Annotated in this window: 15 protein-coding genes; 7 read left to right on the forward strand and 8 right to left on the reverse strand. The window is 72.2% G+C overall.

Annotation, left to right across the window (positions count from 1 at the left end):
* Positions 1 to 119: 119 nt before the first annotated feature.
* Both ABZ851_RS09140 and ABZ851_RS09145 read right to left on the reverse strand, forming a co-directional pair.
* Complete coding sequence (locus tag ABZ851_RS09140) at positions 120 to 974, reverse strand: YwqG family protein (RefSeq protein ID WP_361124263.1); 855 nt, start codon at positions 972 to 974, stop codon at positions 120 to 122.
* 317 nt (positions 975 to 1,291) lie between these two features.
* Positions 1,292 to 2,452, reverse strand: coding sequence for a hypothetical protein (locus ABZ851_RS09145; protein ID WP_336049834.1), 1,161 nt, complete (start codon positions 2,450 to 2,452; stop codon positions 1,292 to 1,294).
* Between the two features lie 397 nt (positions 2,453 to 2,849).
* Here ABZ851_RS09145 and ABZ851_RS09150 point away from each other — a divergent pair, with 397 nt between their 5' ends.
* The gene (locus tag ABZ851_RS09150; protein WP_361124266.1) at positions 2,850 to 4,010 is read left to right on the forward strand and encodes a cystathionine gamma-synthase; all 1,161 of its coding nucleotides are present in this window, start codon (positions 2,850 to 2,852) and stop codon (positions 4,008 to 4,010) included.
* Between the two features lie 60 nt (positions 4,011 to 4,070).
* Here the strand turns inward: ABZ851_RS09150 and ABZ851_RS09155 are convergent, their stop codons facing one another.
* The 3 genes from ABZ851_RS09155 to ABZ851_RS09165 form a co-directional block, all read right to left on the reverse strand.
* Positions 4,071 to 4,325, reverse strand: a complete 255-nt coding sequence (locus ABZ851_RS09155; RefSeq protein ID WP_361124268.1) for a hypothetical protein — start codon at positions 4,323 to 4,325, stop codon at positions 4,071 to 4,073.
* Entirely contained in the window at positions 4,322 to 4,786 is a 465-nt protein-coding gene (locus ABZ851_RS09160) for a sigma factor-like helix-turn-helix DNA-binding protein (protein WP_361124270.1), read from the reverse strand. Before ABZ851_RS09160 ends, ABZ851_RS09155 begins: the two co-directional genes overlap by 4 nt.
* A gap of 351 nt (positions 4,787 to 5,137) precedes the next feature.
* Complete coding sequence (locus tag ABZ851_RS09165) at positions 5,138 to 5,638, reverse strand: MarR family transcriptional regulator (RefSeq protein WP_129294447.1); 501 nt, start codon at positions 5,636 to 5,638, stop codon at positions 5,138 to 5,140.
* 206 nt (positions 5,639 to 5,844) lie between these two features.
* On the opposite strand from ABZ851_RS09165, the gene ilvA reads away from it, so the two are divergent.
* The 3 genes from ilvA to ABZ851_RS09180 all read left to right on the forward strand — a co-directional run bounded on the left by ilvA (position 5,845) and on the right by ABZ851_RS09180 (position 9,563).
* Positions 5,845 to 7,116: a threonine ammonia-lyase gene (gene ilvA, locus ABZ851_RS09170; protein ID WP_361124272.1), complete on the forward strand. Its 1,272-nt coding sequence runs from the start codon at positions 5,845 to 5,847 to the stop codon at positions 7,114 to 7,116.
* A gap of 426 nt (positions 7,117 to 7,542) precedes the next feature.
* Positions 7,543 to 8,688, forward strand: coding sequence for an ATP-binding cassette domain-containing protein (locus ABZ851_RS09175; RefSeq protein ID WP_361124274.1), 1,146 nt, complete (start codon positions 7,543 to 7,545; stop codon positions 8,686 to 8,688).
* Between the two features lie 5 nt (positions 8,689 to 8,693).
* The gene (locus ABZ851_RS09180; RefSeq protein WP_336049980.1) at positions 8,694 to 9,563 is read left to right on the forward strand and encodes an ABC transporter permease; all 870 of its coding nucleotides are present in this window, start codon (positions 8,694 to 8,696) and stop codon (positions 9,561 to 9,563) included.
* Positions 9,564 to 9,782: 219 nt separating this feature from the next.
* Here the strand turns inward: ABZ851_RS09180 and greA are convergent, their stop codons facing one another.
* Together greA and ABZ851_RS09190 are read right to left on the reverse strand one after the other, a co-directional pair.
* On the reverse strand, positions 9,783 to 10,280 hold the full coding sequence (gene greA / locus ABZ851_RS09185; RefSeq protein ID WP_088799662.1) for a transcription elongation factor GreA: 498 nt from the start codon (positions 10,278 to 10,280) through the stop codon (positions 9,783 to 9,785).
* A gap of 342 nt (positions 10,281 to 10,622) precedes the next feature.
* Complete coding sequence (locus ABZ851_RS09190) at positions 10,623 to 11,033, reverse strand: DUF4307 domain-containing protein (RefSeq protein ID WP_361124277.1); 411 nt, start codon at positions 11,031 to 11,033, stop codon at positions 10,623 to 10,625.
* A gap of 130 nt (positions 11,034 to 11,163) precedes the next feature.
* On the opposite strand from ABZ851_RS09190, the gene mca reads away from it, so the two are divergent.
* Both mca and ABZ851_RS09200 read left to right on the forward strand, forming a co-directional pair.
* Entirely contained in the window at positions 11,164 to 12,036 is an 873-nt protein-coding gene (gene mca, locus ABZ851_RS09195; RefSeq protein ID WP_361124279.1) for a mycothiol conjugate amidase Mca, read from the forward strand.
* A 4-nt stretch (positions 12,037 to 12,040) separates the two neighbouring features.
* Complete coding sequence (locus tag ABZ851_RS09200) at positions 12,041 to 12,292, forward strand: hypothetical protein (RefSeq protein ID WP_088799665.1); 252 nt, start codon at positions 12,041 to 12,043, stop codon at positions 12,290 to 12,292.
* A 139-nt stretch (positions 12,293 to 12,431) separates the two neighbouring features.
* Here the strand turns inward: ABZ851_RS09200 and ABZ851_RS09205 are convergent, their stop codons facing one another.
* The gene (locus tag ABZ851_RS09205; RefSeq protein WP_361124281.1) at positions 12,432 to 15,710 is read right to left on the reverse strand and encodes a tetratricopeptide repeat protein; all 3,279 of its coding nucleotides are present in this window, start codon (positions 15,708 to 15,710) and stop codon (positions 12,432 to 12,434) included.
* 155 nt (positions 15,711 to 15,865) lie between these two features.
* Here ABZ851_RS09205 and ABZ851_RS09210 point away from each other — a divergent pair, with 155 nt between their 5' ends.
* Positions 15,866 to 17,908, forward strand: coding sequence for a thioredoxin domain-containing protein (locus ABZ851_RS09210; RefSeq protein ID WP_361124283.1), 2,043 nt, complete (start codon positions 15,866 to 15,868; stop codon positions 17,906 to 17,908).
* Positions 17,909 to 17,935 lie beyond the last annotated feature (27 nt).

The following is a 17,935-nucleotide window of genomic DNA, read 5'->3' on the forward strand; positions in this document are numbered from 1 at the left end:
TGGGCTGGGCGGGGAAGCGGCACACGGCGTTGCTTGTGTGTTAACGCCTGAGGGGCGAAGGGTATTCCGGCTCGGGCGGTGGGCGCGGTGGCCGCGGTGGCAGCCGCTCCGTCGTTCCGTCAGCTGCACTGCCAGGTGAACATCGCTCGGTCGAAGCGGCGTGCGGCCAGGTCCTCGGGGCGTATGAGCCAGTAGAGGGCGCCACAGTCGCCCCACATCATGTCGGCGTCGTGGTCCGTGTCGATCTGGGCGAGCAGGACCCAGCGGAACACCTCCTCCTCGAGGCGGGGGTCGTCCCACGGTGGGCTGCCCAGGACACCGTGGGCGACCTCGGACTCCACCGCGTCCTGTGCGGGGTTCGCGTGGCCGCCGAGGCGGTGTTCGGTGCCCCCGGAGTGGTCGTACAGGGCCTCCTGGAAGTCTTCGCCCCACAGCGGGTGGTCGTCCGGCAGCGAGGCGAACTCCCGGTGGACCAAGGGGTGCCAGGAGTCCGGGGCGGTCGCCTCCGCGCGTGCCGTCAAAGGCACCTCGGGGTAGGGCTGGAGCCCCTTCGGCGTGGCGGGTGTGGTGGTGGGGATGTCCGCCGGTATGTACAGCACGCGGGCGCCCGCCCAGGTGTCCGGTTCATGGGGCGCGACCAAGGCGTCGCCGTCGTCGAGCTGACCGTCGAAGTAGAAGAAGGCCAGTGTGCCGTCCGTCGGTATGGCGATGTCGAGGGCGGACGAGGGGAGCTGGGCGCAGTCGAGCGAAGCGATGAAGGCGAGCGGGCCGTGGCCCTCCCAGACGGGCCATTCCGCGCCCTCGGGCAGCTCCGGGACGCCGCCGAGCCGGCCGACGACGGGGGCGGTCGCGGGATCCGCGGCCTTCTCCAGGCGCAGGCCCGGCCGGAGCAGGCCGATCCACCGTTCGGCGATCTCGGCGGGCAGGTGCGTGTGGGCGAGGGTGTGCAGCGGGTCGACGGTGCTCTGTGTCATGTGGTCATGATGCACGGGGGCACTGACAGTCGGCCGCGGGCGCGTTGAGCCGGCGGGCCGGAGGAGCCGGGGTCCGGAGTCCTTGCGAGTCGGACGGAGCCGGGGTTCGGAGTCGTTGCGAGTCGGGCGGAGTCGTTGGGAGTGGGCCGGAGTCGTTGGGAGTGGGCCGGAGCCGTTCGGAGGTGGCGTCCGGCTCGTCCCCGGGTTCCGGGCCGTGCGCTGCGCGCCGCCCGCCCCTCTGCGCGCCGCCCCTCCTTCTGCGCGCCGCCTGTCCCTCCGCGCGCAGCCCGTTCCTCCGCGCGTCCCGCTCCGCCGCTCTACTGCCCCGCCGGCGGAAAGCCCGCCGCGTTGCCGCCCAGTTGTTCCCAGCCCGCGATGGCCAGGGCACGGTAGGCGGCGTATTCGGCGGCGGGGCTGCGGCCGTACGACCAGGGGACGGCGCCGACATGGCCGTCGACCAGGCGGAGTTGTTCCATGGCCTCGGCGTAGCGCTCGGCGCGGACCAGGAACCAGACCAGCAGGTGGCGGACGTGCGGTGCCATGGGGTGGTCGGCGGGGGCCTCGCGCAGGGCGAAGTGGGCGCCTTCGATCGCGCGCTCGACGACCGCGCTCCGGTAGAGGCCGCGGACCAGGTTGGCCTCGGGGAGGTGGTCGTAGACGGCGAAGAGGGGGAGGGCCGGGAGGAGGGTCTTGGCGGGGGCGGCGGCCGCCGCGCGCTCGGCGAAGGCTTCGGCCTCCTTGCGGGAGCCGTGCCACTTCTCGGACCAGTAGGGGAGCGCGGCGAGGTGTGCGCCCATGTGCTGCGGGGCGCGCTGGGCGACCTTCGTCCACAGCTCTTCGTAGTCGGCGGGGCGGTCGCCCAGGCCGCGGGCGACGGCCAGCTCGGTGATGTAGGGGATCGGGCTGCCGGGCGCCAGCAGGGCCGCCTCCCGGCAGACCGTACGGGCCTCTTCGAGGATCATGCGGAAGTCCTGCGAGCCCGGGTCGCGCAACGCCTGGACCACCAGGAACTGGGCGTGCGTCTGGGCGCCGCCCGGGTCCTTGGGCGCCTCCGAACGCCAGGTGCGCAGCCAGATCCCGCCGGTCCGCCCGCCGTCGCCGTACCCCGGGGCCGTGCCGCGCCGCTGCTGCTCCGTCGCCTCCTCCGCGGCCAGCTCGAACGCCGCGGCGCCGGCCAGCGTCTGCACCCGCTGCCAGCGTCGCTCCCAGTCGTCGCCGGTGGACTTCAGCAGCGCGGCGGCCGGGCGCCAGTCGTGTGTCCGGCGCATCTCCTCCAGCGCATCGGCCAGTTCCTGGTCGGGGCCGGGCAGCCGGACGTCGAGCTCGTCCAGCGGGACGAAGCCGTAGCCGGCCATCGGGTCGGAGGCCACCACCAGGCCCTGCCGGGTGTGCTGTACGGCCCGCCGGCGCCGCATCCAGGGCAGGAAGACGAAACCGCCGAGCGCGAGCGCGGCGAAGAGAACGAGCAGAGCGTCCATGTGGGGTGTCCTGTACCTGTACGGCTGTCGGTAGCGGTGTCCGGTGGAGATGTCGGGAGCGGTACCCGGGCGCGGTACCCGGGGCGGTAGGCCGTGGGCCGTAGTGGTCACGGCTGCCGGTGTAACGCTAACGGTGCGGGGCGGTGGGGGGACCGGAGAGGCGGGAGCGGGGGGAGGGAGGAGTGGCGGGGAGGGGGAGTGGCAAGGGCAGTGGTGATGGCGGGGAGTGGTGGAGTGGTGACGCGCGGTTGGGGTGGTGTGCTGGGGGCCGGTGAGAGGTCCTGTGGCCTTGCGGTCCCGGGGCTCTTCGGTTCTTCGTTCTTCGTATGTATCCACTATCCAGGCAAGCAGAAAGTTCCGAAAAGTAAGGTTGCGAGGCCGACTACCCTCGGTTGGCATGAGCGATCAGCGCGAACCACGCCACCAGCATTTCGAAACCGTTGCCATCCACGCAGGCCAGGAGCCCGACGAGGCCACCGGCGCGGTGGTACCGCCCATCTACCAGGTATCCACGTACAAGCAGGACGGAGTCGGCGGGCTCCGCGGCGGCTACGAGTACAGCCGCAGCGCCAATCCGACCCGTACCGCCCTGGAGGAGAACCTCGCGGCTCTCGACGGCGGCCGCCGCGGCCTCGCCTTCGCCTCCGGCCTCGCCGCCGAGGACTGCCTGCTGCGCACCCTGCTGAGCCCCGGCGACCACGTCGTCATCCCCAATGACGCCTATGGCGGGACGTTCCGTCTCATCTCGAAGGTCGTCGAGCGCTGGGGTGTGGAATGGTCGGTGGCCGACACCTCCGACCCGAAGGCCGTACGCGATGCGCTGCGGCCCCGTACGAAGGCGATCTGGGTCGAGACCCCCAGCAACCCGCTGCTCGGTATCAGTGACATCGCGGCGCTGGCCGGGGTCGCCCATGACGCCGGGGTCAAGCTGGTCGTCGACAACACCTTCGCCAGCCCCTACCTTCAGCAGCCGCTCGCCCTCGGCGCGGACGTGGTGGTCTACTCCACGACCAAGTACATGGGCGGGCATTCGGACGTGGTCGGCGGCGCGCTGGTCGTCAACGACGACGCCCTCGGCGAGGAACTGGCCTACCACCAGAACGCGATGGGCGCGGTCGCCGGACCGTTCGACGCCTGGCTCGTGATGCGCGGCATCAAGACGCTCGCCGTCCGTATGGACCGCCACAGCGCCAATGCGGCACGCATCGCGGACCTGCTCGCCTCGCACAGCAAGGTCACCCGCGTCTACTACCCGGGGCTGGCCGAGCACCAGGGCCACGAGGTCGCCGCCAAGCAGATGCGGTCCTTCGGCGGCATGGTGTCGTTCCAGGTTGCGGGCGGTGAGCAGGCGGCGGTGGAGGTCTGCAACCGCGCCAAGCTGTTCACCCTCGGCGAGTCGCTGGGCGGCGTCGAGTCGCTGATCGAGCACCCGGGGCTGATGACGCACGCCTCGACGGCCGGGTCGCTGCTGGAGGTCCCCGACGACCTCGTGCGGCTCTCGGTCGGCATCGAGTCGGTCGACGACCTGCTGGCCGATCTCACGCAGGCGCTGGGCTGACGCAGGTTCCGGGCTGACGCAGGCTCCGGCCTGACGCACCGGTCGCTCGCCGCCGGTCGCTCACCACCCCTCCGCGGGAGGGGTGGTGCCGGCCGGCGGGGGCAGCCGGGCGTGATCCACGGCTACGGCCGCCCAGGCCAGCGCCGCCAGCGCGAGCAGCGCGCACAGCCAGCCGAGGCGGCGCAGCAGCCTGCGGTGGGCCAGCAGGCGGCGGCCGCGGGCGACGGCCCGGTCGGCGAGACCGGGCGGGACGAGCGGATGCGGACCGGCCAGCATCCGCCGTACCTCGGTCTCCTTGCGGTCGGGGAGACTCATGCCGGGGAGGGCTCCGGTCCGGCGCGGCGGCTGCGCATCTCCGCGATCGCGTGCAGGCACAGGGTGTGTACCCGCTCGGCGGGCAGCCCGAGTTGGGCCGCGGTCTGCTCCTCGCCCACGCCCTCGTACAGCCGCAGGACGAGGACCAGGCGCTCCCGCGGGGGCAGTCGGTCCAGCAGTCCGCCGCGCGGCCGGCGGTGCCGCCAGGCGGTGTGTGCGAAGTAAGCCGCCAGCTCCCGGCGGGTGCGCTCGTACGGATCGTCGCCGCGCAGCCGGTCCCAGACGGCGTAGGTCCGCGCGAGTGCGCAGGTCAGCAACTCCTCGGCGGCCGGGGCGGGTCGGGAAGCGGGCTCGCCGGTCAGCAGCGTGGCGATATGCAGGAGGCGGCCCGCCGCGCCCGCCACGAACAGTTCGAACTCTCGTGCCCGGCGGCGCTCTCGCGCCGGTCGTCGCTCTCGCACCGCGCCTCCCGGATGACGGACACCCGGCCTCGGGAGATCCCTCATCCCTGGGGACACCCGGCCCCCGGCCCCTGGGTGGGCTCCTATGGCACGGCAGTGCAGCCACCGGGTCAAGAGGTATGACGGGTGCGGCGGTCCGCGGGCAGACAGTCCGGGAGGCGGCCAGGCGCGCGGCGGGGCAGGCAGCGAGCCGCGAGCCGGCGGTCAGGCGCGTGGGGGCCGGGCAGGCGGGCTGTCGGGCAGTCGGCGGTCCAGGACGCCCGCGGGACTTCATGTCACGACTTCACGTCACGACTCACGCCAGGGCATACCCCAGGGCATCACCCCAGGACATCACCTCAGGCCATCACGTCAGGACGTCGGCCCCACCGGCGTCAAGGACGCGGTGATGTCGGAAAGGGAGGCGTTGAAGCGCGTCAGGAGTGTGGTGAACGCCGTGCGCTCCTCCTCGGTCCACTGCTCCGTCACCAGCGCCATCAGCGCGCGGCGGGACGTGCGGACCTCCTCCAGGCGGGCGAGGCCGCGCTCGGAGAGCTGAAGCACCACGGCCCGGCCGTCCTCCGGATGGGTGGCACGGCTGACCAGCCCGGAGTCGACCAGCGGGGCGACCTGCCGGGTGACCGTCGAGGAGTCGATGCCCATACCGGCGGCCAGGGCCTTCACGCCCATCGGGCCTTCCTGGTCGAGGCGGTTGAGCAGCAGGTAGGCGGCGCGGTCCATGGAATTGCGCGCCTGCCCGACGCCGCCGAGCCGGCTCTGTTCTGCGCGGCGGGCGAAGACGGCCACTTGGTGCTGCAGCGCGTCGAGGAGCGCGGGGTCGGTGTGGGTCGTCATGTCCGAAGAGGTGGGCATGGCCGGGAGCTCGCTTCGATGGAAGTGCGTATGGATGGGAGGACAGAGTACGCGGACCCGGCGTGAGGCGTCCCTGGGCTGTCCATTCCGATAACGCCCCGTAACCCCGGGTGGCCGTACGGGGCAGCGCCGTACGCGTCCCGTGCGCGCTGATCACCATTCGGGCAGAAAACGCTCCGCGGAGGGCGAACTGCAAGACTGGCGATATGGCTGACCACACGCCGCGTACGCCGCACGGAACCTCCGCCTCCGCGCACCTCGCCGAGGACCCGGTCGCCCCGGTGACGGTCGATGACGTGCGCGCGGCGCACAAGATGCTCTCGGGCGTCTCCCGGGCCACCGCGATGGAGGGCAGCCGCTACCTGTCCGGGCTGGTCGGCGCGCCCGTCCACCTCAAGTGCGAGAACCTTCAGCGCACCGGCTCCTTCAAGATCCGTGGCGCCTACGTACGGATCGCCGGGCTCTCGGCGCGGGAGCGGGCGGCCGGTGTGGTGGCCGCCAGTGCCGGCAACCACGCACAGGGCGTGGCGCTCGCCGCGTCGTTGCTGGGGGTGCGGTCGACGGTGTTCATGCCGGTCGGCGCCCCGTTGCCGAAGGTGGCCGCCACCCGCGAATACGGCGCCGAGGTACGGCTGCACGGCCAGGTCGTGGACGAGACGCTGGCCGCCGCCCAGGAGTACGCGCACGAGACCGGCGCGGTCTTCATCCACCCCTTCGACCACCCCGACATCATCGCCGGTCAGGGCACCGTCGGCCTGGAGATCCTGGAGCAGTGCCCCGAGGTGCGGACCATCGTCGTCGGGGTCGGCGGCGGCGGTCTCGCCGCGGGGGTCGCGCTCGCGGTCAAGGCGCTGCGGCCCGATGTGAAGGTCGTCGGGGTGCAGGCGGCGGGGGCGGCCTGCTATCCGCCGTCGCTGGCGGCCGGGCGCCCGGTGGCGATCGAGGGACTTTCGACGATGGCGGACGGCATCAAGGTGGGGCGGCCCGGCGAGGTGACCTTCGGGATGGTCGCGGCGCTGGTGGACGAGGTCCGTACGGTCACCGAGGGCCAGCTCTCCAGCGCGCTGCTGCTGTGCCTGGAGCGGGCGAAGCTGGTGGTGGAACCGGCCGGGGCGAGTCCGGTGGCGGCGCTGCTCGCCGATCCGGAGCCCTTCCAGGGGCCGGTGGTCGCGGTGCTGTCCGGCGGCAATGTCGACCCGCTGGTGATGCAGCGCATCCTGCGGCACGGTATGGCGGCCGGCGGGCGCTACCTCTCGCTGCGGCTGCTGCTGACGGACCGGCCGGGGGCGCTGGCGATGCTGCTCGGGGTGCTGTCCGAGGCCGACGCGAATGTGCTCGACGTCGGCCATGTGCGGACGGACCCCCGGCTCGGGCTGACCGAGGTCGAGGTGGAGCTGCATCTGGAGACGCAGGGGCCGGCGCACTGCGACGAGGTGCGCGCGGCGCTGCACGAGGCGGGGTACGTCATCGCGGAGTAGTGGCGGCACGCGCCCGCGGTATGCGTACGGGCTCGCATCGGCGATGAGGGCCGGCGGTGCGGCGGAGCGTGTACGGGCTGGCGGTGTGGCGGAGCGCGTACGGGCCGGCGGTGCGGTCGAGTCTGCAGATGCCGCACGAGGTGCCGAGGTGCCGCAAAAAGGGATCGCCGTAAAGGGATGGGGCGCGGGGGTCCCGTGGGTATAGCGTGGCGCCCCCACACGCGCCGGGCGAACGACTGTTCCCCCTCTGTGCGTGCGCGGAAAATCGAAATTTGTATCGCGATGTATCGCGTTTGGTTGTACCGTCGTGGTTACGGGGTGCCGGGCAGTCGTGGCGTTCCGTTGCGGATGAATGCCGCAGAGCGGGCATAGGCCGCCAATCGTAATATTCGACCTGGAACTGACCCAAGCCATGGGAGACCCCATATGCCAGGCGCCATTTACGCCGAAGGTCTGGTGAAGACCTTCGGTGACGTGAGGGCACTGGACGGCGTCGATCTCGACGTCCCCGAAGGAACCGTCCTCGGAATGCTCGGCCCCAACGGTGCCGGCAAGACCACTGCCGTACGTGTCCTGACGACCCTGCTCCGGCCCGACCGGGGCAGGGCGGTGGTCGCCGGGATCGACGTCCTCGCGCAGCCCGACGAGGTGCGGCGCTCGATAGGTCTGTCCGGTCAATTCGCCGCCGTGGACGAGTACTTGACCGGCCGCGAGAACCTGACCATGGTCGGCCAGCTCTACCAGATGAGCGGACGCGACGCCAAGCGCCGGGCCGCTGAACTGCTGGAACGCTTCCACCTCGGTGACGCCGCCGACCGCACCGCCAAGACCTACTCCGGCGGTATGCGTCGCCGGCTCGACCTGGCCGCAGCCCTGGTCGTCAGCCCGCCCGTGATGTTCATGGACGAGCCGACCACCGGCCTGGACCCCCGGAACCGCCAGGCGCTGTGGGACGTCATCCAGGAACTGGTCGCGGGCGGCACGACCCTGCTGCTCACCACGCAGTATCTGGAGGAGGCCGACCGCCTCGCCCACGACATCTGCGTCGTCGACCACGGCAAGGTCATCGCCCGCGGCACCTCCGACCAGCTCAAGGCGCGTACCGGCGGCGAGCGTGTCGAGGTCGTGGTGCACGCCCCCGAACACCTCACCGTCGCCGACGAGGTCCTGCGCGGCTTCGGCAAGGGCGAAGGCACGGTCGAACCGCACACCCGCAAGCTCACCATCCCCGTGACGGGCGGCGCCAAGCTGCTCGCCGAGGTCATCCGCGAACTGGACGTGCGCGGGGTGGAGATCGACGACATCGGGCTGCGCCGCCCGACCCTCGACGATGTGTTCATCTCGCTGACCGGGCACGCCGCGGAGGCGGCGGAGGAGAACGGCGCGGGCGGCAAGGGCTCCGTGGGGCGGCAGAAGCGGGGCGGCAAAGACGGCAAGGAGGGCAAGGGCGGCAGGGGCGGCGGCGCCGGGGCGGCCGGTCCGGGCGAGGCGGGTCCGGGCGAGGCGGGGCAGGCGGCCCGGGTGGCCGAGGCGGGCGCGGGCGTACCGGCCGGCAAGGAGGGCGTGAAGTGAGCACGGTGACCGAAGCGGCCGGCGACGCCGGTATCCGCACCCCGCAGGCGCGCGGCGGCTTCAGCCGGTCGGTACGCGACTCCCTGGTCGTCGCCAGGCGCAACCTGATCCGGATGATCCGGATCCCCGAAGTAGTGATCTTCGGCCTCATTCAGCCGATCATGTTCGTGGTGCTGTTCACCTACGTCTTCGGCGGCTCCATCAACGTCCCCGGCGCCCCGCCGGGCGACGATCAGGCCTACCACGAGTTCCTGATGGCCGGGATCTTCGCGCAGACCGTCACCTTCGCCACGGCGGGCGCCGGCGCGGGGATCGCCGATGACATGCACAAGGGCCTGATCGACCGGTTCCGGTCGCTGCCGATGTCCCGCGGTGCGGTGCTCACCGGCCGTACCCTCGCCGACCTCGTGCAGACCGCGCTGACGCTGGTGGTGCTGGCGGTCGTCGCGCTGCTGATCGGCTGGCGGTCCCACGAGAACCTGGTCGAGGTGCTGGCCGGCTTCGCGCTGCTGCTCCTGCTCGGCTACGCCTTCTCCTGGATCGGCGCGCTCATCGGCCTGACGGTGCGGACGCCCGAGGCGGCCACCTCGGGCGGGCTGATCTGGCTCTTCCCGCTGACCTTCATCTCGAACGCGTTCGTCCCGGTCAACGGCATGCCGTCGTTCCTGCAGCATGTCGCCGAGTGGAACCCGTTCAGTGCGACGGTGGCCGCCGCCCGGCAGCTGTTCGGCAACACCATCGACAAGGCGCCCACGTCGGTGACCGGGGCCTGGCCGATGGACCACCCGGTGCTGGCCTCGGTGATCTGGTCCGTCCTGATCATCGCGGTCTTCCGGACGCTGGCGGTCCGGAAATACCGGTCGGCGACGGCCTGAGGGTGCCACCGAGCGGTACGGCCCAGGGCGGGCACGGCCGGAGCGGTGGCGGCCTGCCGGGTTACGGCCTGCCGGGTTACGGCCTGGCAGGTTGCGGCCCGGCGGCTTGCGGGACGAGGGGTGACGGTCGCGGCGGCCTGGTGCCGCGGGCATGACGAAGCGGCCCGGAGTACCCATGGTGCTCCGGGCCGCTTCGCTGTCTCAGGGGTGTCTCGGGCGTCAGCCGGAGTACGGCTTCGCGTCGAGGATCTTCACGGTCGCCTTCTTGCCGTTGGGAAGCTCGTACTCCGCCTCGGCGCCGACCTTCTTGCCGTTCACGCCGGTGCCCAGCGGCGACTGGGGGGAGTAGGTCTCGATGTCCGAGCTCGCGTACTCCCGGGAGGCCAGAAGGAACGACAGCGTGTCGTCCGGGTCCCCGTCGAACGCGATGGTGACGACCATGCCGGGAGCGACGACGCCGGTGGCGGCAGGCGCTTCGCCGACCTTGGCGGTCTGCAGCAGCTGGGTGAGCTGGCGGACACGCAGTTCCTGCTTGCCCTGCTCTTCCTTGGCCGCGTGGTACCCGGCGTTCTCCTTCAGGTCACCTTCCTCGCGGGCCGCCGCGATCTTCTCGGTGATCTCGGCGCGTGCGGGACCAGACAGGTGCTCCAGCTCTGCCTTGAGCTGGTCATACGCCTCCTGGGTAAGCCAGGTGACGTTTTCGCTGGTCTGGGTCACAGGTGCTCCTCGTCGGTACTGGGGATAAATCAAACGCCCTACCAGGAAGGTTTGCGCCTTCACAGGTGGGCGAAACCACGAGCCTAACAATTCCGGCACAAAACGGGGAAGAGGAAATTCACAGCGGCCGCACAGGGACGCATCATCGCTGCTCAGAGGCGGTGACGACACGCCCTGCGGGTGGGCGGGTGCGGAGAGCGGTGAGCGGCAGGCGGGGCGGGGCGTCAGGCGTGGCCGTGGCGGTGGCCGCGCCCGAGGCCGTGCGGGTGAGCCGCCGCCCGTAGGCCGGGGCAGCCATTGCCGGGAGGCCGAGGGGGCGGCCGTTGCCCGGAGGCGGGGCGGTCAGCCGTTGCCCGAGGGCGTGCAGCCGACGAGGACGGCGTTGGTGGCCCGCTTCGTCGTGCGCACCGTGACCTCGGTGTCCACCTGGGCCGAGCGCTGGTCGATGGTGACATCCTTGCGGCCGACCTCGGAGCCGTCCTCGGCCTGTGAGCGGAGCGTGCAGACGCCCTTGTCGTCCATGTCCTTGACGACCTCGAGATGGACCTTGACGGCGTGGTCGGAGACCGCGTCCCAGGTGATCACGCGGGCGCTGAGGTCCTGCCCCGAGATGTACGAGACGCCGCACCAGCCGATCACCGCCAGCAGGGCGGCGCCGAGCACCGCCCCAATGATCTTGAGGTTACGGTCCGCACGCGCATCCGCGGAGCGGCCGTAGCGTCCGTCGGGGAGCCCTTCGCGCACCGCGGTCATGATCCATCCTCCTGGTCGGGGGACCTGGGCCACGAACCCCCGGGGGGTCCCCGCCCCAGGGAATACAGCGCCCCCTCGCTTCGGTCACTATAGGAGGCATCTTCTCCGGCCCTTTACTGAGGATCGAGTCTTGACTGAGCAGCTGCGATTGATGGCGGTCCACGCCCACCCCGACGACGAGTCGAGCAAGGGTGCGGCCACGATGGCCAAGTACGTGTCCGAGGGGGTGGACGTGCTGGTCGCCACCTGCACAGGCGGTGAGCGAGGTTCCATCCTCAACCCCAAACTCCAGGGAGACCCGTACATCGAGGAGCACATCCACGAAGTACGGAAGAAGGAAATGGACGAGGCCCGGGAGATCCTGGGCGTCAAGCAGGAGTGGCTCGGCTTCGTCGACTCCGGGCTGCCCGAGGGCGACCCGCTGCCGCCCCTGCCCGACGGCTGCTTCGCGCTGCAGGACGTCGACGAGGCGGCCGGGCGGCTGGTCAAGCTGATCCGGGAGTTCAAGCCGCAGGTCATCACGACCTACGACGAGAACGGCGGCTATCCGCACCCGGACCACATCATGACCCACAAGATCACGATGGTGGCCTTCGAGGCGGCCGGCGACCCGGAGAAGTACCCGGAGGCCGGTGAGCCCTGGCAGCCCCAGAAGCTCTACTACAACCAGGGCTTCAACAGGCCGCGCACGGTCGCGCTGCACGAGGCGCTGCTGGAGCGCGGCATGGATTCGCCGTACGGCGAGTGGCTGGAGCGCTGGAAGCAGTTCGAGCAGCGCGAGCGCACGCTGACCACCTATGTCCCGTGCGCCGACTTCTTCGAGATCCGTGACAAGGCGCTGATCGCCCACGCCACCCAGATCGACCCCGACGGCGGTTGGTTCCGGGTGCCGATGGACATCCAGCGCGAGGTCTGGCCGACGGAGGAGTACGAGCTCGCGAAGTCGCGGGTGGACACTTCCCTCCCCGAGGACGACCTCTTCGCGGGCATCCGCCACAATTGAGTCCATGATGAGCGCGACCAGCACCCTCGCCCTGACGCACTTCGTCACCCTTGCCGACACCTTCGACAAGGACAAAGTGACCCCCGGCGTCCTCGGCTTCATCGTCTTCGCGGTCATCGGCGGCGCCGTGTGGCTGCTGATGAAGTCCATGAACAAGCAGATGAAGAAGGTGGACTTCGAGGAGCAGCCGGAGGACGGCGAGGCGGGCAGCACCGCCTCCGCCGCCACGCCGGCACCGAAGCCGAAGACCAGCTGAGTCCGGCCGAGGACCGGCCGAGGGCGGGCCGGCGGGTGCGGGAAGACCGGGTGGCGGTCGACGGCCGGCCGATGGACACGGCCGGCTGACCGGCCCGGCGGCTCGTCGGCCCGAGCGGCCGGCGAGCCGGGGCCGATCGTCACTTTGTGCCGGTCGGGGCGACCGGCACCCCCATGACCTCGCGCGCATGGCGGTTGGGCACCATGCCGAGCCGCCATGCCTGCCACCCCGCCTCCGGCTCCACCCCGCGGTCCAGCAGCAGCGCGAACGCCTCCGCGCAGTCCTCCAGCTTGGAATCGCGGGCCGCATGCTTCTCGCGGATCAGCTGCGCCAGCTCCTCCTGGGCGACGGCCGCGCCCACCACGCTGCCACCCGGTGAGGCGAGCGGCAGCAGCGTGCAGCGCAGGAACCGTGCCCAGTCCTCGCCGCGCCGGTCGCCGTAGCCGGCGAAGAGGCGCGCCGCCTCGTCGGCGAACTCCAGCGCCTGCGCGGCCTTGCCGTTGCCGGCGTCGATGATCAGCAGTTCCAGGCAGGACCACGCCTCCCCGTGCGGCACCCCTATCCGCTGGAAGTCCTTACGGGCGTCCTGCAGCAGCTGCCGGGCGAAGCCGCTGTTGCGCAGCGAGCCGGTCTGCTCCGCCCGCAGATCGCGGGTGACCCGCCCGGAGTGATGCCGGGCACAGGCCAGGCCGTAGCCGTCCTGCATGCGGCTGAACATCGTCCGCGACCGCTCCAGCTGCCGCAGCGCCGCGTCGTGCTCGCCGCGCTCCTCCAGCGCCTGGCCCAGGTAGTACATCGTCCAGGCCTCACCCCGCGCGTCCTCGTGCTGGTGGTGCAGCGGCAGGGCCTGCCGGAGCTGGTCCACCGCGGGGCCCGGCTCGCCGTCCACCAGCCGGGCACGCGCCAGCTGCGTCATCGCCCAGGCCTCGCCGCGCTCGTCGTGCGTACGGCCGTAGAGCCCCAACGCCGCCTGCAGCGCGCTCTCCGCCGCCGGTACGTCGCCCCGGCGCAGATGCACCTGGCCGAGCTGGAAGTGGGCCCATGCCTGGCCGTGGATGCTCTCGCTCTCCTCGTGCAGCTCCAGTGCCTCCCGCAGCATGGCGAGCGCGTCGGCGAGCTGGGCACGGTCCCGCTCCACCGCCGCCAGGGCGTGCAGCGTCCAGGCCCGGTCGCCGTGCATGTCCGCGCCGGACTGCAGCGAAAGCGCCTCACGGAGCTTGGCCGCGGCCTCCACGAGGTTGCCCTGCTGCTGCAGCGTGATGCCCAGATCGCGCAGCGCACGGGCGGCGCCGGCCGGATGCTGCGCCTCGAAGTACAGATCGACCACCGACGACAGCGTGGTCCGTGCCTTGTCCAGCTCGCCGAGCTGGCGGGCCGCCACACCCGTACGCCACTGCACCGAGCGGACCAGCAGCCCCTGCCCGACGGCCCGGGTCAGCTCGCTCAGCTCGCCGAGGCGGTAGAGGTCCCCGCGCAGCAGGCAGTAGTCGGCCAGCGCGCCCAGCAGATGCGAGACCGCCGCCTGGTCCACGCCCTGGTCGGCGTGGCGCAGCGCGGCCGTGATGAAGCTGGTCTCGTCGTCCAGCCACTGCAGGGCCGCGTCCAGGGAGGTGAAGCCGTGCGAGCCGAAGCGGTCGGCGCGGGTGGACGTCCGGCCGTCGACCAGCCGGATGACCGAGTCGGCCAGCTCCGCATAGCCGCGGATCAGCCGCTCCTGGGCCGCGCCGCGCTCCTCCGGCTCCTCCTCGTCCAGCAGCCGGTCGTGCGCGAAGCGGTGCACCAGGGCGTGCAGGCGGTAGCGACGGCCCCGCACATGCTCGATCAGCCCGGCCCGGGCCAGCGTCGTCAGTTCCCGCTCGGCCTCCGCCTGCTCGACGCCGAGCAGCGCCGCCGAGGCCGCCGCCCCCAGGCTCGCCCGGCCCACCAGCGCCAGCCGGCGCAGCAGCCGCCGGGCGGTCTCCGACTGGTCGGCGTAGCGCAGCCACAGCGCACGCTCCACGGGTGACACCTCGCCGTGGGCCGCCAGGTCCGTGGCCAGTGCGGTGGCGGTGCGCGAGCCCAGCGCGGAGCCCGCCACCCGCAGCGCCAGGGGCAGGCCCGCGCACAGGTCGGAGATCTCTTCGAGGGCCTGTGCGTCGTAGGGGCCCGTCTCGTCCGCGGTGTCGTCGCCGGCCGCGGCGGAGGCGCGCAGCAGCTCTTCGGTGCCCGCGGCGTCCAGTGCTCCCACCGGCAGGTGGTGCACCCAGGCCTCGATGTCCTCCGGCAATTCCAGCGGCATACGGGAGGTGACCAGCACCAGGCTGTCGGACCGCTCCGGCACCAGGGTGCGCACCTGCTCGGGATCCGCGGCGTCGTCCAGCAGCACCGTCACCGGAAGGCCCGTCAGATGCTGGTGGTAGAGATCGGTGAGCCGTTTGACGTGCTGCTCCTGGGACGGGCGCTCGCGGAACAGCAGTTGCTCGCGGGGCGCGCCCAGCCGGTTGAGCAGATGCAGCAGGGCATCCCGGGTCGGCAGCGGCACTTCACCAGGGGTGTCGCTGCGCAGGTCCACCACACAGGCGCCGCGGAACTGATCGCGCAGCTGATGCGCGGCCCGCACCGCCAGCGCCGTACGCCCCGAGCCCGGCTCGCCGTGGAGTACCACCACCGTCGGCCTGGTCTCCGTGCTCGCGCGGGCCGCGTGCACCCACTGCGCGATCTGCGTCAGCTCCGTCCGCCGCCCGGCGAACGGGCCGTCCGGATGCGGAAGTTGGGCGAACGAGTGCTCCAGCAGGGACCGCTGCCGGGCCGCGGCGCTGCGGTCCGCGCCGCGCAGCTGCGGTCCGCGGCCGCTCTTCGAGGCGGCGGGCCCCGCGGCCGTACCGCCGCGAGCGGCCGCCGTCAGCATCCGCTGCTGGTCCAGGAACGGCCGGATGCCGCGTACCTCCAACGCCGTCAGCCACTGCAGACGTAACTGCTGCGCGCCGCCGGGCCGGCCGAGCATCCCGGCCTCCCGGTGCGCCGCCGGCCAGTGGCCCGCGGTCAGCTTCAGGACCGTGGCGGCCGCACCCGCCACCACCACGGCCGCCCCCACACCCAGCGCCGGCCCCGCTCCCGTGCCGTACACGAGGTCCGTACCGAACGCCGCCACCGCCGCCACGGCCGTCGCCACCGCGGGGGTGCCCAGCTCCTTGCGCGACAGCCGCCGGGACAGCGACGTCCGGCCGGCGGCGGCCTCGTCCAGCGCCCGGACAAACGCGGTGTACTCCTCGGCGGCGCTGCCCGCCAGCTCCTCCAGCGCCGCCCGCGCCCGGCCGAGCAGCGCGTCCCCGTCGAGCCGTCCGCCCGAGCGCCGTACCTCCTCCTCGACCGCCCTGGTCAACAGCGCTTCCGCTTCCGCCCGGTGGCCGTCGCGCAGCACAGCCAGTGAGCCCGGCATGCCATCCCCCTCCAGCAGTTCCAGCAGTTCCAGCAGTGTCCAGCGGTGACCGTCGCCGTACGCACAGTGTTCCGCGTCCGCGTGATTTCCGGCAGGCCTGTGGATAACTCCCTCCGCTCCCGGCGCCGCGTGCCTCAGTGGGAGAGGATGGCCCCATGCCGAACCGCCTGGCTCAAGAGACTTCCCCCTATCTGCTCCAGCACGCCGACAACCCGGTCGACTGGTGGCCGTGGTCGGCCGACGCGTTCGAGGAAGCACGGCGACGCGGCGTGCCGGTCCTGCTCAGCGTCGGCTACAGCTCGTGCCACTGGTGCCACGTGATGGCGCACGAAAGTTTCGAGGACCCGGCCACCGCGGCCCTGCTCAACGAGCACTTCGTGGCCGTCAAGGTGGACCGCGAGGAGCGCCCCGACGTCGATGCCGTCTACATGGAGGCCGTGCAGGCCGCCACCGGCCAGGGCGGCTGGCCCATGACCGTTTTCCTCACGCCGGACGCCGAGCCCTTCTACTTCGGTACGTACTTCCCGCCCGAGCCGCGCCACGGCATGCCGTCCTTCGGGCAGATCCTGGAGGGGGTGCGCAGCGCCTGGACCGACCGGCGGGACGAGGTCGGCGAGGTCGCCGGCCGGATCGTCGCCGACCTGGCCGGGCGGTCGCTGACGGAGTCGCTGCCCGCTGACCGGCGGCCCCCGCGACCCGAGGAGCTGCACGGTGCCCTGATGGGGCTGACCCGGGAATTCGACGCGGTGAACGGCGGGTTCGGCGGCGCGCCCAAGTTCCCGCCGTCCATGGTGCTGGAGTTCCTGCTCCGCCACCACGCGCGCACCGGCTCCGAAGGAGCCCTGGAAATGGTGCAGGCGACCTGTGCGGCGATGGCCCGCGGCGGCATCTATGACCAGCTCGGCGGCGGTTTCGCGCGCTATGCGGTGGACGCCACCTGGACCGTGCCGCACTTCGAGAAGATGCTCTACGACAACGCCCTGCTGTGCCGGACCTACGCCCATCTGTGGCGGTCCACCGGCTCGGACGTGGCGCGCCGTATCGCGGTCGGGACCGCCGACTTCATGGTCCGGGAACTCCGCACCGACCAGGGCGGTTTCGCCTCCGCGCTGGACGCGGACAGCGACGACGGCTCGGGCACCGGCAGGCATGTCGAGGGCGCCTACTACGTCTGGACGCCCGAGCAGCTGCGCGCCGTACTGGGCGAGGAGGACGCGGAGTTCGCGGCCACCCACTTCGGCGTCACCGAGGAAGGCACCTTCGAGGAAGGTGCCTCGGTCCTCCAGCTCCCGGATGCCGGAGCACCGGTGGACGCCGACCGGGTGGCCTCGGTCAAACAGCGGCTGCTCGCGGCGCGTGAGGAGCGGCCGCGCCCCGGCCGGGACGACAAGGTCGTCGCCTCCTGGAACGGGCTGGCCATCGCCGCGCTCGCCGAGACCGGCGCCTACTTCGACCGGCCGGACCTGATCCAGGCCGCAACCGACGCCGCCGACCTGCTGGTACGCGTCCACATGGACTGGCAGGGCCGGCTGCACCGCACCTCCCGCGACGGCACGCCCGGCGCCAACTCCGGTGTCCTGGAGGACTACGCCGATGTCGCGGAAGGCTTCCTCACCCTGGCCTCCGTCACCGGGGAAGGCGTCTGGGTGGAGTTCGCGGGCTTCTTCCTGGACACCGTGCTGCTCCAGTTCACCACCGAGGACGGTGCGCTCTACGACACCGCGGCCGACGCCGAGGCCCTGATCCGCCGTCCCCAGGACCCGACCGACAATGCGACGCCCTCCGGGTGGACCGCGGCGGCCGGTGCCCTGCTGTCGTATGCCGCACTGACCGGCAGCGACCTCCACCGGAACGCCGCGGAGCGGGCCCTGGGCATCGTCACCGCGCTCGGCGGCCGGGCCCCGCGCTTCATCGGATGGGGGCTGGCCGTCGCCGAGGCCGCGCTGGACGGTCCGCGCGAGGTCGCCGTCGTCGGCCCGCAGGGCGATCCGGCCACCGTCGCGCTGCACCGCGCCGCCCTGCTCGGCACCGCCCCGGGGGCGGCCGTCGCGCTGGGCGAACCCGGGGTGGACGAGGTGCCGCTCCTCCAGGACCGCCCCCTGGTCGACGGCAAACCGGCCGCCTACGTCTGCCGCCGCTTCACCTGCGAGCGGCCGACGACGGATCCGCGGGAGCTGGCGGAACGGCTCGGAGGGTAGCGGCCCGGAAGTCCTAGGACCAGCGAC

This window comes from Streptomyces sp. NPDC047049 (assembly GCF_040643995.1).
GTDB classification, from domain to species: Bacteria; Actinomycetota; Actinomycetes; order Streptomycetales; family Streptomycetaceae; genus Streptomyces; species Streptomyces mooreae.